Genomic DNA, 14,633 nt, shown 5'->3' with positions numbered 1-14,633 from the left:
GCCACCTACCACGCTGGGTCGGGGGCAGTCGTCTACTGCTGCCCCGGTCCGCGTCGCATCGCCTGCCGTACCCGGTCGGCCTCCCGGGTGGCGTACGGATTCGGCCGTCCGGCACGGGAACCGGCGAGTTTGGCCCCGATGTGCTCCCCGACGGTGATGGGTGAATAGCGGCTGCCCGCGCCGACACACGACGGCAGGGTCGCGATCATGGCGCCGATGTTGCCGTCGTGGAAGTACGCCGCGGAGCGTCGGCGCTCGATGGTTCCGTCGACGATGGGTGGCTTCACCCGGTGCAGCGTGGACATCCAGCGTTCGTTTGTCCACCGCGCCATCAGGTCACCGAGGTTGATGAGCAGCGCGCCGTCGGCGGGGCTGACGTCGTGCCACTGCCCTTCGCGGTCGAGGACCTGGAGGCCCTTGACCTGGTCGGCCCACAACACGGTCACGATGCCGTAGTCGGTGTGCTCGCCCATGCCCGTCAGTTCGCCGATTTCACCTGAGTCACCGAGTTCGATCTCGCCGGGCGGCAGTGCGTAGTTGTTCATGCGCAGCACGTCGAGGGAGTGGTCGGTGAAGCCCTCGAAGAAGTCCGCCGGGAGGTCGAGGGCGTCGGCGAAGATCCTGGTCAACGTGTGCGCGACGCGACGGGCCTCGGCGAAATAGGCGGAGACCGCCGCCTCGAACCGGTCGACGGCAGGCCAGGTGTTGTCGGCGTAATGGTCCTCGGGAAGGTCGATGTCGGGGTACTGCTTGGCCTCGACGCCGACGTTGAACGCCTCGAAGAAGTCGTTCATGCGGTCCGGCGACTCGACGCCCAGCGACAACGACAACGACTCCGACTTCGGCGGCGCGTAGCCGCGGTTGATCTCCGGCGGCGTGCGGTAGGCCTTCTTCGCCTCGAGCGGCAGGGCGAAGAAGTCGTCCATGACCGCGGTGAACTCGTCGACCACCACAGCCGGGATCTCGTGCCCGACGATCTGGATGAAGCCGACGGAACTCGCCGCGTCGTCGAACCGGGCCGCCACGACGGCACGCTCGGCGGCATCACCATTGCGGGTGTACGGGGAGATGTCGATGATCGGCACCCGGAAGTCGCTGGTGGCGGCGGTCATGGCGTCCATGGTGACACCGATCTGACCGTCCCGCTGAGCGGACGCCCGCATCGGCTCAGGTCCGCTGACCAGCGCGATAGTGCACGAACGCCGGGATCATCAGCGCAGCGATGATCGTCGCGATCACCACGGCGATTCCGCCGAACGCGGTCGCGGCCGCCACCCCGATCGAGGCTGCCGCCGAGCCGTGCGCGACGTCGGCGATACGGGGACCGCCCGCGACCACCACGATGAACACCCCCTGCAGCCTGCCGCGGACCTCGTCGGACGCGGCGGCGAGCAGGATGGTCTGCCGGAACGCCGCCGAGGCCATGTCCGCGGCGCCGCCGATCATCAGCAGCACCACCGCGACGATGAGCATCGGCAGAGCCGTGCCGTCGGCGAAGGACACCGCGATGCCGGTTCCGGTGATCGCCAGCCCCCAGATGATGATGCACACGATCACCGCGAGCCCCTGCCGCTCCACCCGGGTCACCCAGCCCGAGAAGATGCCACCCACGACCGCACCGGCGGAGATCGCGGTGAACAACAGCGCGAACGCGATGCCGCCGCCCTCGGGTCCGCCGAAGTTCTCGTGAGCCATCTGCGGGAACAGCGCGCGCGGCATGCCGAAGATCATCGCGATGAGGTCGACGAGGAACGACGCCATCAGGATCTTGTGGCCGGCGAGGTATCGCAGGCCGTCGAGGACCGACCGCAGCCCGGCGACCTCGGGGGCCGCCTCGCTCTCGGGCCGCAGCGACGGGAGCAGGACCACCGCGATCAGGGTGGGCACCAGAAACAGCGTGTCGACGAAGTACAGCACCGAGTAGCCGAGCACCGGGATGAGTGCGCCGCCCACCAGCGGCCCGGCGATGGCCCCGGCCTGCATGACCGTCATGTTCAGCGACAACGCGGCCGGCAGGTCCTTGGCGTCGAGCAGACGGGGTAGCACGGCGGTGCGGGTCGGCTGGTTGACCGCGAAGAATGCCTGTTGAACTGCGAACAGCACCAACAGCATCCACACGTTCTGACCGCCCAGCGCGGCCTGCGCCCAGAACAGGGCACTGCACACGATCAGGCCGGCGGTGGTGATGATGAGCAGTGTCCGACGGTCGACGACGTCGGCGAGAGCGCCGCCCCACAGACCGAACACGATCAGCGGGACCAGCCCGAACACGCCGGTCAGGCCGACGTATGCCGAGCTGCCGGTCACCTCGTAGATCTGTGCCGGGACCGCCACCACGGTGAGCTGCGCCCCGACGACGGTGACGATGTTGGCCAGCCACAGACGCCGAAAGTCCGAATTGCGCAGCGGCGTCGTATCGGCGAGGAGTCTGGCCATTCGCACGATCCTAGGACCGGGGCCCAGGCATCGCCTACCGCGTCCGGCCGCACCGGAGGCGGTTAGGGTCGAGGTGTCCGACACCGCCCCCACCGGACCCGCGACGCGAGTGACAACAGGCAAGGTGCGCCATGACCCGACTTCCGGACGACCCCCATCCCGTGCCCGCAGCGGACAGCCTCCTCACGGGTCACGACGTTCACACCGCGACCGTCGGAGAGGTCATCGCCCGGCTCGCCACCGACACCACGACCGGCCTGTCCGATGCCGGGGTGCGCGAGCGCCGCACGACCTACGGCGAGAACCGACTCACCGAGGTGGCCGGTGAGTCCGGATGGCGCAAGATCGTGCGGCTGCTCGCCGACAAGATGACACTCGTCCTCGTGGTGGCCGCGGTGGTCAGCGCCGCGGTGTCCCACGAGTGGGAGACACCAGTGGTGATCCTCGCCGTCATCACCTTCAACACGATCCTCAACTACGTGCAGGAAACCCGGGCAGAGGAGAGCCTGCGCGCACTGCAGAACATGTCGGTGGCCTTGTCACGGGTACGACGCGACGGGCGCGAACATCAGGTCGACCGCACCGAACTCGTTCCCGGCGACGTGGTGCTCCTCGAGGCCGGCGACGCGGTGCCTGCCGACGGACGAGTGGTCGAGGCCGTACGGCTCCAGGTCGCCGAGTCGGCACTGACCGGCGAATCCCACCCCGTCGACAAGACGGTCGACGACCTCGACGATCCTGGCCTCCCCATCGGTGACCGCACGAACATGCTGTTCATGAACACCGAGGTGACCCGCGGCCGCGCAACCATGGTGGTCACTGGTACCGGCATGTCCACCCAGATCGGCACCATCGCGAGCCTCCTCGGCCGAGCCGGCACCGACAAGACCCCCCTGCAGCGTCGGATCGACCAACTCGCGACGCTGCTGACGGGCATCGCGATCGTCGTGGTGGTGATCGTGTTCATCCTCGGACTGTTGCGAGGCGAGTCGTGGTCGGATCTGCTGCTGACCGCGGTGTCGCTGGCCGTCGCCACCATCCCCGAGGGCCTCACGGCCGTCGTCGCCTTCACTCTCGCCCTCGGTGCATCACGTCTGGCCAAACGCGGCGCGATCGTCAAACAGCTGGCCGCGGTCGAGACCCTCGGCAGCACAACGCAGATCGCCACGGACAAGACCGGGACGCTGACCCTCAACGAGATGACCGTCCGCGCCCTGGTCGCGGCCGGTCGTCGTCACCGGGTCACCGGCGAGGGGTACTCGACCGACGGCAAGATCCTCACCGACACCGAGGATGCGCTGCCCGACTTCCACCGCGCGTTCCTGGCGATGGCGTTGTGCAACGACGCATCGGTGAACGAGGGAGTGCTGGTGGGTGATCCGACCGAGGGCGCACTGGTGGTGCTGGCGGAGAAGGGTGGCATCGACGTCGCAGGCGCCCGCGCGAACTACCCACGCCTGGGCGAGGTGCCGTTCGATTCCGCCTACAAGTTCATGGCCACCTTCCACGAGAGCAGCGACCCGGCCGCAGGCGAGAAGTTCCGCTGCTATGCCAAAGGCGCGCCGGACGTGCTGCTGAGCCGGGCGACACGGGTACGCGGAGCCGACGGCGACCGGCCGATCACCGACGCCGATCGCGACGGAATCCGCACCGCCATCGACGCACTCGCACATCAGGGACTTCGCACCCTCATGATCGCCGGCACCACCCTCCCCCGGCTTCCCTCCGATTCGGGGTTGTTCGACGCCGTCGCGGATCTGTCGGTCTACGCCGTCGTCGGGATTCTCGATCCGCCCCGGCCCGAGGCTCGCGCGGCGATCAAGACCGCCCGCGATGCCGGTATCGGAGTCCACATGATCACCGGTGATCATCTGGCGACGGCGTCGGCGATCTGTGGTGACCTCGGGATCGTTGGCGAGGCGATCTCCGGCACCGAACTCGACAACCTCGACGATGCCGAATTGTCGTCGCGTGCAGCGAGCTTCGGCGTCCTTGCCCGGGTGGCCCCGGAGCACAAGATCCGCTACGTGGAGGCGTTGCAGGCCGGCGGCGAGGTGGTCGCGATGACCGGCGACGGCGTCAACGACGCACCGGCGCTCAAGCAGGCCGACATCGGGATCGCCATGGGAATCACCGGCACCGACGTGTCCAAGGGTGCGGCCGAGATGATCCTGACCGACGACAACTTCGCGACCATCATCTCCGCCGTCCGTGACGGCCGCGGGATCTATGCCAACATCGTCAAGTTCGTCAAGTTCCAGTTGACGACGGCGTGGGGCTTCGTGCTGATCTTCCTGACCGCCGGCGTGGCCGGAATCGCCGGCGGCGCACCGTTCACCGCGCTCCAGATCCTATGGGTCAACATCATCATGGACGGCCCGCCCGCCCTCGCGCTGGGTGTCGACCCGACCGATCCCGACACCATGAAGCAGAAGCCACGATCACCGAGCGAGCGGCTGCTGACGACCGACCGGATCCTGCGCATCCTGTTCCTGGGTGTGGTGATGACGGTCGGCACCATCGGAACCATCGTGTTCGCCGACGACGTCTTCCCCGACAGCGCATCCGATCCGTTGTTCGCCACCACGCTCGGGTTCACGACATTCGTCTTCTATCAGGTCTTCAACCTGCTCAACGTTCGCTCGGAACGCGGATCGGTGTTCTCGCTCCAGACCTTCACCAACCAGGCGATCTGGATCTCACTGGTCGCGGTGATCGTGCTGCAGGTCGCGGTCGTCAACGTCGGATTCCTCCAGGATCTGTTCGACACCACCGGCCTCACCGCCGCGCAGTGGGCGTGGGCCGTGGGCGTGGCGTCGTCGGTGCTGGTGGTCGAGGAGGTCCGCAAGGCGATCGTTCGCGCCATGGCGTCGTCGTAGCGCCTTTCCGGTGCGGTGCCGCCCGCGACACCGAAATACGCTGTCCGGTGGGGCTTTCGATCCGAGTCCTTCCGGTTGGCCGCCGACGTGCGGGCCCCGTCAGGGTTGGAGCCGCTCGACCCGCCAGGCGTGGTCGACGTGGGTCAGCCGGACGCGATTGTGCAATCGGTTCGCCCGGCCCTGCCAGAACTCGACCTCGACGGGTCTGATGCGGTAGCCACCCCAGCTGGGCGGCACCGGGATCTCCTCGACGCCGTCGAAACCGCCGTAGCTCTCGGCCACCGCAGCGGTCTTCCGTTCCAGGTCGATGCGGCTCCCGATGGGCCGTGACTGATCCGACGACGCGGCCGAGAGCTGGGAACCGCGAGGCCGTAGTTCCCAATACGCCTGTATCTCTTCGGCACTCACATGTTCGACGGGCCCGCGGAAATGGACCTGCCGTTCGAGCGCGATCCACGGGAAGGTCACCGACGCATACGGATTCGCGGCCAGATGCCGTCCCTTGTCGGAGTCGTAGCCGGTGAAGAAGACCACACCGTCCGCGTCGACGCCTTTGCACAGCACGGTGCGCGTCGACGGCCGAGCTTCGGCGTCGGCGGTGCCCAGGACCATCGCGTTCGGTTCTGCGATACGGGCGTCGAGCGCTTCGCGCAGCCACACATTGAACAGGTCCAGCCAGGGCGGGTCGCCGCGTAACCAGCTGGGGTCGAGATTCTCGCGGATGCCGTCGGCGCCCGCTGCGCGGTCGCCCTCACCGATGTTGGGGGGTATTCCGCCGCCGTAGCCGACACGCATGTTCGGCAGGTCGATGGGTTCACGTGGCTCGTCCAACACCGTCCTGACGCTACTCCGGGACAGGCGTGTTACTCCTGGGTACACGCGGAGCGTCGAGCTGATCTACAGTTCGATTCAGATCGCACGCACGCGGATGCACGACACAGATGTCGAGTGAGGTGGTTGTCATGGCCAACGCAGTTCCCGAGGATTTCGTCACCGGCCTCGAAGGCGTGGTGGCGTTCACCACCGACATCGCCGAGCCGGACAAGAACGGCGGCAACCTGCGTTACCGCGGCGTCGACATCGAAGACCTCGTCGAGAACAAGGTGACCTTCGCCGATGTGTGGGCGCTGCTGGTCGACGGGCAGTTCGGCAACGGTCTCCCGCCGGCCGAACCGTTCCCGCTGCCCATCCACACCGGCGACGTCCGCGTCGATGTGCAGGCCGCGCTGGCGATGCTGGCCCCGATCTGGGGTTACCAGCCGCTGCTCGACATCGACGACGAGACCGCCCGCGACAACCTGGCGCGCGCATCGGTGATGGCCTTGTCGTATGTGGCGCAGTCGGCACGCGGCATCCATCGGCCCGCGGTTCCGCAGCACATCATCGACGAATGTGAAACCGTCACCGCGCGTTTCATGACGCGATGGAAGGGCGACCCCGATCCCCGGCACGTCGCCGCCATCGATGCGTACTGGGTGAGCGCGGCAGAACACGGCATGAACGCGTCGACCTTCACCGCCCGCGTGATCGCCTCCACCGGCGCCGACGTCGCGGCGTCGCTGTCCGGGGCGATCGGCGCGATGTCGGGACCGCTGCACGGCGGCGCTCCGGCGCGCGTGCTGCCGATGATCGAAGAGGTCGAGAACACCGGTGACGCACGGGGACTCGTCAAGGGCATCCTCGATCGCAAGGAGAAGCTGATGGGCTTCGGGCACCGCGTGTACCGCGCCGAGGATCCCCGCGCCCGCGTTCTCCGACGCACCGCACAGGAGCTGGGGGTACCCCGCTTCGAGGTGGCCGCCGCTCTCGAACAGGCTGCGCTCACCGAACTCCGGGAACGACGCCCCGACCGCGCCATCGAGACCAACGTCGAGTTCTGGGCCGCGGTCATCCTCGACTTCGCCGAGGTGCCCACGCACATGATGCCCGCGATGTTCACCTGTGGCCGCACCGCCGGCTGGTGTGCGCACATCCTCGAGCAGAAGCGTCTGGGCAAACTGGTGCGGCCGGCCGCGATCTACACCGGCCCCGCACCGCGTCGTCCCGAGGACGTCGAGGGCTGGGGCGACCTGGTGAAGCCGGGGTTGTAGGCGACGACAATCCTTGGCCGAGCACCCGGACGATCCGGTTGCGTTTTGTCCCGCCTGCCGGGCACAAGCACAACCGGATGAGCCCGGCGATCGGTCACCCGATCTGACGCACCCGGAACCGCCACGTCGATACTCCGGCGACAACCCCTGCCAGACAGAGCATCACCACCACCGGCACCCAGTTCATCGGCTCCACCGGGACGAGCGGCGAGTGGGTGAACGGAGCGAGGTCGGCAAGCCATTGCGGCGGGTCGAACATCCCGGACATCGGGCCGAGGAACAGCGTTGCGACCACGACGAGCCACCCCAGGGGCACCAACACAGGTCGTAACGCGTAGAGCGACAGGGCAATCGACGATACGAGTAGAGCAGCCGGAACCTGCGCGGCCGCCGAGCGCACCGCGGCCCAGCCGAGACCGGCCGCATCGCCACCGGCCACCCATGCCCCCAGGGTCATCGCGGTCGTGGCGGCCACCAGTATCCCCAGCACACCCACCGTGACGAACACGAGATGCGCTCGCAGATAACGGATTCGCGACGTGGGGGTGGCAAGCAACATCTCGGTCCGCCCCGCGTTCTCCTCGGCCCGAAGCCGCGTCGCGACGTTGACCGCCCAGGCGCTGGCCGCGACCGCGAAGAACGCCATCAGCGTGACACCGAACAGTGTTCCGAGCGAGGCTTCGACACCGGAGTGCCGCATGATGTCGGCGAAAACCTCATTGCCCTGCGCCAGGTCGTCGACCGAGGGTTGCAGGAACCCGACGATGAGACCATAGGCGAAGACCGCACCGACCCATGACCACAACAACGGCAACGTCAGCCGTGCCGTCACCGCCTCGATGGACGTCAGACCGCTTGCCGACGCCGGGCCGGGACGTGGCGCGATGAGGCCGGCGCCGAGATCCCGTCGGGTCGACAGCAGCGCCGCCACCGCGACACCGCCGGCGAACACCGCACACGAGGGCAGCGCGAACCAGAGGTTGTCAGCGCCGAACGGGTCGATGAGCTGTGCCCAGCCGATGGGGGTCACCCACCGCAGCCAGGACCATCCTCCGGCCGCATCGGCGACTCCGCGAAGCAGGTATCCGACCAAGATGATCGGCGCCGCAGCCATGTTCGCGATGTGAGAGGTCCGGGCGATCTGCGCGGTCACCAATGCGGTTCCCGCCGCCGCGAGACCGACCGTCGCATACTGCGCGAACACAGCCAGCACCTCCAGGGCGTCCGCGCCGAGCGGAAACAGCATGAGGGACATGCCCGCGGCGACGACGACACCGAAGACCGCGGCGACGACGGCGGCCGCGGCCAGCGGCGCGAGCGGCCCGGTGACGGCGGCCCGCACCAGCTCGGCGCGACCGAGTTCCTCCTCCTTGCGGGTCTGCCGCACCACGAGCAGCACGACGCACACCCCGAGCGCGGCGATCAGGAACAACCCGGCCCGCCACACGGTCAGCGATGCCGTGGAGTCGACGTGATCCAACGGCCCGAGAAGGAAACGGAAGGCAGCGTTCGCGCCCAGCCCCGTCTGCGCTTCGGCGCGAGCCTGCGGAGTCGGGTACGCCGACGCGATGGATGCCGCCGTGGACGCGTTCAGCAGCACGAAGACCCCGAAGGTGACCGCGATCGTCAGCCGCTCACGCCGCAACATCAACCGGAGAAGCAGCATCGTCCCGGTCAGCCCGGAGGCCACCGGCGATGCCACCGCCGTCTCACGGGATCGTGTCGCCGACACCATCATCGGCCACCGGCGTCGGAATAGGCATGCAGGAAGAGCTCTTCCAGACCGGGCGGTTCGACGGACAGCGCCCGGACCTCGGTCGCGGCAAGAGCACGCGTCACCGCCGCGAGCCCGGCGTCGTCGACGGTGAAGGTGGCCGAGGTGCCCTCGGCGTCGAAGTCGTACACGCCGGGGATGGTCGCGAGGTCGTCCAGGACGCCGGCCGCGGTCACAGTGACCCGGGACCGCCGTAGGTGCCGGAGTTCGGCGAGCGTTCCGGTTTGCACGGTGACTCCCGCGCGGATGATGGTCACCGTCTCGCACAGTTCCTCGACCTCGGAGAGGATGTGGCTCGACATCAGGACGGCGGTGCCCTCGGCTGCCCGTTCGCGTACGCAGGCCCCGAACTCGTTGGTCATCAACGGGTCCAGCCCCGAGGTCGGTTCGTCGAGGATGAGCAGTTCGGTGTCCGTCGCCAGCGCGGCGATCAGCGCGATCTTCTGCCGGTTGCCCTTGGAGTAGGTCGACGCCTTCTTGGTCGGATCGAGTTCGAAGCGTTCGATGAGCTCGTTCTTGCGGGTGGCCCCCGGTCGGGTGACCTCCCGCAGCGACAGCAGCAGGTCGATGCACTCGCCGCCGGACAGTTGCGGCCACAGGTTCACATCGCCGGGTACGTAGGCGAGCCTGCGGTGTATCGGGACCGAATCGGTTGCGGGGTCCAGACCGAACACCTCGGCGCGACCGCCGTCGTGGCGGTACATGCCCAGCAGGATGCGGATTGTCGTCGATTTGCCCGACCCGTTCGGCCCGAGGAAGCCCGCCACCTCGCCGCTGTTCACCTGCAGGTCGAGTCCGTCGAGGGCGGTGAACGAGCCGAACCGCTTGCGCAGGCCGGCGGCCTCGATGACGAGCGAACCAGAACTGGCGGGCATGGGGCGAGCTCCTACTGGGCCGGCAACCTTCTCGGCCTCCAGCGTCTCGCACAATCGTCGCCGGCGACAGGGACCACGGTCCTCAGTCTTCGCCGACGCCGCGTCGGGACAGAGTGCCTAGCTCGCCTCGAGCGCCCGCTCGACCACGCGCGCGTCGTCCGAGGCGTCTGCCGCCCACGCAAACCAGTTGTGGCCGCCGTTGCGGTAACCGAAGGAGATGGGCAGGCCGAGCTGTGCCGCCGTCGCCTGCAGAGCGCCCGTCGACACCAGGGCACCGGACTCGAGCACGACTCCGAGTGCGAGTGCGGTCGCCGCCTTCTGCAGGAGCGCGGGCCCCGCGTTCGGATCGGCGGCGAGTTCCTTCTCGAGGACTTTGTTCGCCTCGCGCAGTTCATGGTTGGTGGGGATGCCGTTCCCGGTGGACACGATGATCTTCTGCTTGGTCTCTTTGACCTCACCGATCCGCGACATCACGTCGTGGTGCGCCCACGCATTGCCCGGAGCCTCGGGGTCGCCCCACATGGCGGTCCGGCCGTTCTCGATGTCGGCGCGTTCCTTCTGAATGGCCGGAATCGCCAGCCATCCCACCGGATTGTCCGTCGGGTAATACCCCGAATAGGAGCGTGCGACCTTGAACACCTCGGGGTGGTCGAGCGCGAGAATCACCGCGGGTCCCGCCGACATCGACACTCCGACAATCGCATTCTTCGTGGGATCCACCCCGAAGTTGCGCTTCAGGTAAGCCGGCAATTCCTTACCGATGAACCGGCTCCATTGCGGCGCCACGGATTTGCCGGTCGGGGCCTTCTTCCAGTCGGTCATCCACTCGCCGGCACCTCCGGCCGGAAGCACCAGGGTGTAGCCGGAGCTGTAGGCGGCGGTGGTACCCGCCTCGGGCAGCGTCCACGTGCTGAAGTCGGGGTTGGACCCGAGCCCGTCGAGGAAGTAGATGCCGCGCTCGGTCTGGCCGGGCTTCTTGTCCGACGCACGGACCTGCACGGTCGCCTTGCGCCCCAAGGACTCCGATTCGAAGGTGCACGTCTGGAGGCGCTGGGCACGCTCTTCGGGCGTGCGCCATTCGCATCCCGCATCCGATCGCAGTTCGCCGGGAGCTGCCGCGTGGCCGGGCCCTGCCCCGATCATCCCCGCAGACAGCGCGCAGATCACCGCCACGCCCATCGCCACGACGCGACGACGCGCCGACCAGCCGGGAGCACATGCCATGACCAGACCTCCACAGAACTTCGACCAGAGTGAGGGAGATCTCAGTGCGAGTTCCCGACCGCGTCGGTGACTTTACATAGTCGCCGATTCCGTCGCACGGCACGGGGCAGCGGCCCGCCGCCGATCGCCCGAATCGACGCCAACCCGAGGCGGCCCCGAGGTGTCGGAGGCCACAACCCTAGAATCGAGGACATGAGCGAAGCCGCGACTGCACCGATCACCCTGCCCGCCGACCTGCTTCCGTCGGACGGCCGCTTCGGCTGCGGGCCGTCGAAGGTTCGCCCCGAACAGCTGCAGTCCCTCGTCGACACCGGCGCGTCGGTGTTCGGCACCAGCCACCGCCAGGCCCCGGTCAAGAACGTGGTGGGTTCGATCCGGGAGGGCCTCGGCGAACTGTTCTCGCTACCCGAGGGCTATGAGGTGGTCCTCTCCAACGGCGGGACCACCGCGTTCTGGGATGCCGCCGCGTTCGGCCTGATCAAGCAGCGTTCGCTGCACCTCACCTACGGTGAGTTCTCGTCGAAGTTCGCGACCGTCGCCAAGAAGGCGCCGTTCCTGGACAACCCGGCGGTCATCTCCACCGACCCCGGCACCGCTCCCGACCCGGCCGCGCTGACCGCCGACGACTTCGGCGGCGTCGACCTCATCGGCTGGGCGCACAACGAGACCTCGACCGGTGTCGCGGTACCGGTCGTGCGGCCCGCCGGTTCCGACGACGCTCTCGTCGCCATCGACGCCACCTCCGCGGCAGGCGGCCTGCCGGTGAACATCGCCGACGCCGACGTCTACTACTTCGCGCCGCAGAAGTGCTTCGCGTCCGACGGTGGCCTGTGGGTCGCACTGATGAGCCCGCGCGCACTCGCCCGCGTCGCCGAGATCGCCGCGACCGACCGCTGGTGCCCGGAGTTCCTGTCACTGCCGACCGCCGTCGACAACAGCTCCAAGAACCAGACCTACAACACCCCGGCAGTCGCATCGCTGCTGCTGTTCGCCAACCAGATCGAGTGGATGAACACCAACGGCGGCCTGGACTGGTGCGTCTCGCGCACCGCGGACTCCAGCTCACGGCTGTACCAGTGGGCCGAGGCCAGCTCGTTCGCCACCCCGTTCGTCGCCGATCCCGCCCACCGCAGCCAGGTGGTCGGCACCATCGACTTCAACGACGACATCGACGCTGCGGCGGTCGCGAAGATCCTGCGCGCCAACGGCGTTGTCGACACCGAGCCGTACCGCAAGCTGGGCCGCAACCAGCTTCGTGTCGGCATGTTCCCGGCCATCGAGCCCGAGGACGTCACCAAGCTGACACAGTGCATCGACCACATCGTCGAGCGTCTGTAGATCCGGCGTCGAACATCGGCGTCCACCGGCGCGTCGCGCTCCTTGCTGCGGCGCGCCGGTGGCGTTCCGACAACCGGGTAGCCTGGTTGACACAGACCACATCCGACGCACCCTTCGCTGGTGTCGCACGGGCCCCACGCGTGCTGAACTGCGGTTTTGCCGCGTGTCCCACCGTGAATCGGCAGATCGGTGAGTTAATGTGACCCCAATGCGTGCACCCACCGGAGGAGGAGCAGATGCGTGAGCTCCGCGTCGTCGGAGTGGAAACCGATGGTTCCCACCTCGTCTGCCAGGACCCTCAGTCGGGTGAGAAATTCCGGATCGCCTCCGACGAACGCCTACGCGCCGCGACCCGCGGCGACATCTCACGACTGGGACAGATCGAGATCGAGATGGAAAGCACATTGAGGCCACGTGAGATCCAGGCACGTATCCGTGCCGGTGCGACGGTCGCCGAGGTGGCCGCCGCAGCCGGTGTCGGCATGGACAAGATCGAACGCTTCGCCCACCCGGTACTGCTCGAGCGCACCCGCGCCGCCGAACTCGCCGGTGCGGCCCACCCGATCCGGCACGACGGACCGGCGGTCGCGACACTGGTCGAGTCGGTGAACGAGGGCCTGATCGCTTACGGGCACAATCCGAACGACGCCGACTGGGATGCCTGGAAGGGCGACGACGGATATTGGGTGGTGCAGGTGGCGTGGAGCGTCGGCCGCACCGACAACCTCGCGCACTGGCGATACCAGCCCGGCTCGCACGGTGGCAGCGTCGACCCCCTCGACGACCTCGCCGACGAACTGACCCACCCCGAGACGATCGCGCCGCGCCGTCGGCTCACCCCCGTCGCCGCGCCCGAGGTCGCCGTCGCCGTGGACACCACCTCGGACGGACTCGAAGAGGTGACGATGGACGCGAACACGCTCATCGGCGCCCAGCGCGCGCGTCACGATCGTCGCCCGGACGACGACGGGGCCGTGCCCCTCGACTTCGGGTTCGACGACGAGGAGCAGCCGGCGGAACTGCCGGGTGGGTCCGCGGTGGCACCGACGCCGGCTCCCGAGGCCGGCGGGGACAACGCCGATTCCGGGGCGAAGAAACCCGCCGCGGCGCCCACCGAACAATCCGCGGGTGCCGACCGGCCGCGTCGGAAGAAGACCCGCAAGCCCACGGTCCCCGCCTGGGAGGATGTCCTGCTCGGCGTACGTAGCAACGGGAACACCTGAGTGCCCTCGGCGCGCGCGGCCACCGTGTGGTTCATCGACACCGACGACCCGGCAGCGGTCCTCCGATCCGGGCCGCACAACGACTCCCAACACGCCCAGCAGGTGGCATCAACCATCTACGGCGACAGTGTTCTGGTCCCGATGGTCGACACCGATCTCGCGACCGCTGCAGCCGCCCGTGACAACCACGTCTACGCGGGGTTCTACGGTCCGCTGGCCGTCGTGTCCTGCTCACTGTTCGAGACCGCCAGGCCGTCGACGCTGACCAGGACGCTGTCGTCGATACGTCCGAGTGCCACCACGACTCTGCTGTACACCGAGCCGGACACCTCGCTGGGCGTCTTCGCCCGCTGGGAGGCGGGCACCCTTCGGCGCTCGTTCGCCGCCGACCCCGTGACCATCCACGAGGACCACGGCCTGCCGTTCACGTTCGAGAAGCCGTTCTGGGGCGGTGAATTCCCGCTGAACCACGCCGAGGGCGTCCCGACCGAACCGATGTCCCTTCCGTTCCACCCGGCGCAGCTGGCCGAGGAGGCCAACCGCAGCTGGCTCGGATTCCGCTACACCCATCCGTTGGCGCCGTCGGACCTCGATCCGGCACGGATCACCATCACCTGCTTCTCCATCCGCCCGGCCGAGTACGAGCCGACCGCAGCCGACTTCCAGAACTATCGCGCGGCCACCGCGGCCCGCACCGGGCGACGAGACGCGCCGCCCGAGGTCACTGTTCGTAAGCGCGGTCGTATCCGGGAGTACTTCGGGTTCTGACGCTTTTCGTGGCTCGCTCCGCGGGC

Annotated in this window: 11 protein-coding genes; 5 read left to right on the top strand and 6 right to left on the bottom strand. The window is 68.2% G+C overall.

Annotated elements, in window-relative coordinates; genetic code table 11:
* Window positions 1–32: 32 nt before the first annotated feature.
* Together H1R19_RS06110 and H1R19_RS06105 are read right to left on the bottom strand one after the other, a co-directional pair.
* Window positions 33–1,121 (bottom strand): isopenicillin N synthase family dioxygenase, encoded by a 1,089-nt coding sequence (locus tag H1R19_RS06110; protein WP_188331713.1) that lies wholly within the window; start codon window positions 1,119–1,121, stop codon window positions 33–35.
* 46 nt (window positions 1,122–1,167) lie between these two features.
* Window positions 1,168–2,436: an MFS transporter gene (locus H1R19_RS06105; RefSeq protein ID WP_188331700.1), complete on the bottom strand. Its 1,269-nt coding sequence runs from the start codon at window positions 2,434–2,436 to the stop codon at window positions 1,168–1,170.
* 131 nt (window positions 2,437–2,567) lie between these two features.
* Between H1R19_RS06105 and H1R19_RS06100 the strand changes: the two genes are divergently transcribed.
* Entirely contained in the window at window positions 2,568–5,315 is a 2,748-nt protein-coding gene (locus H1R19_RS06100; protein ID WP_219850904.1) for a cation-translocating P-type ATPase, read from the top strand.
* Window positions 5,316–5,414: 99 nt separating this feature from the next.
* Here the strand turns inward: H1R19_RS06100 and pdxH are convergent, their stop codons facing one another.
* Window positions 5,415–6,110: a pyridoxamine 5'-phosphate oxidase gene (pdxH, locus tag H1R19_RS06095; protein WP_223205719.1), complete on the bottom strand. Its 696-nt coding sequence runs from the start codon at window positions 6,108–6,110 to the stop codon at window positions 5,415–5,417.
* A gap of 167 nt (window positions 6,111–6,277) precedes the next feature.
* Between pdxH and H1R19_RS06090 the strand changes: the two genes are divergently transcribed.
* Window positions 6,278–7,405, top strand: coding sequence for a citrate synthase 2 (locus tag H1R19_RS06090; protein WP_188331697.1), 1,128 nt, complete (start codon window positions 6,278–6,280; stop codon window positions 7,403–7,405).
* Window positions 7,406–7,499: 94 nt separating this feature from the next.
* Here the strand turns inward: H1R19_RS06090 and H1R19_RS06085 are convergent, their stop codons facing one another.
* From H1R19_RS06085 to H1R19_RS06075, 3 genes are all read right to left on the bottom strand, one after another.
* Entirely contained in the window at window positions 7,500–9,107 is a 1,608-nt protein-coding gene (locus tag H1R19_RS06085; protein WP_244970891.1) for an ABC transporter permease, read from the bottom strand.
* Between the two features lie 32 nt (window positions 9,108–9,139).
* Window positions 9,140–10,054 carry an ABC transporter ATP-binding protein gene (locus tag H1R19_RS06080; protein WP_219850902.1) on the bottom strand — a complete coding sequence of 305 codons (915 nt, stop codon included), beginning with the start codon at window positions 10,052–10,054 and terminating at the stop codon, window positions 9,140–9,142.
* A 117-nt stretch (window positions 10,055–10,171) separates the two neighbouring features.
* A complete protein-coding gene (locus H1R19_RS06075) occupies window positions 10,172–11,278 on the bottom strand; it encodes an alpha/beta hydrolase (protein ID WP_244970890.1) in 1,107 nt (368 codons plus the stop codon).
* Between the two features lie 192 nt (window positions 11,279–11,470).
* Here H1R19_RS06075 and serC point away from each other — a divergent pair, with 192 nt between their 5' ends.
* From serC to H1R19_RS06060, 3 genes are all read left to right on the top strand, one after another.
* Complete coding sequence (gene serC / locus H1R19_RS06070; RefSeq protein WP_188331695.1) at window positions 11,471–12,616, top strand: phosphoserine transaminase; 1,146 nt, start codon at window positions 11,471–11,473, stop codon at window positions 12,614–12,616.
* Between the two features lie 236 nt (window positions 12,617–12,852).
* Window positions 12,853–13,839, top strand: coding sequence for a septation protein SepH (gene sepH, locus H1R19_RS06065; protein ID WP_219850900.1), 987 nt, complete (start codon window positions 12,853–12,855; stop codon window positions 13,837–13,839).
* Window positions 13,840–14,607, top strand: a complete 768-nt coding sequence (locus H1R19_RS06060; RefSeq protein WP_219850899.1) for a DUF6928 family protein — start codon at window positions 13,840–13,842, stop codon at window positions 14,605–14,607. It abuts the gene before it with no gap.
* The last annotated feature ends 26 nt before the right edge of the window (window positions 14,608–14,633 follow it).

It is taken from the genome of Gordonia jinghuaiqii, assembly GCF_014041935.1.
Lineage (GTDB): Bacteria > Actinomycetota > Actinomycetes > Mycobacteriales > Mycobacteriaceae > Gordonia > Gordonia jinghuaiqii.
Note: the sequence above shows the minus strand (reverse complement) of the source record. Positions and strands in the feature narration are given on the sequence as shown.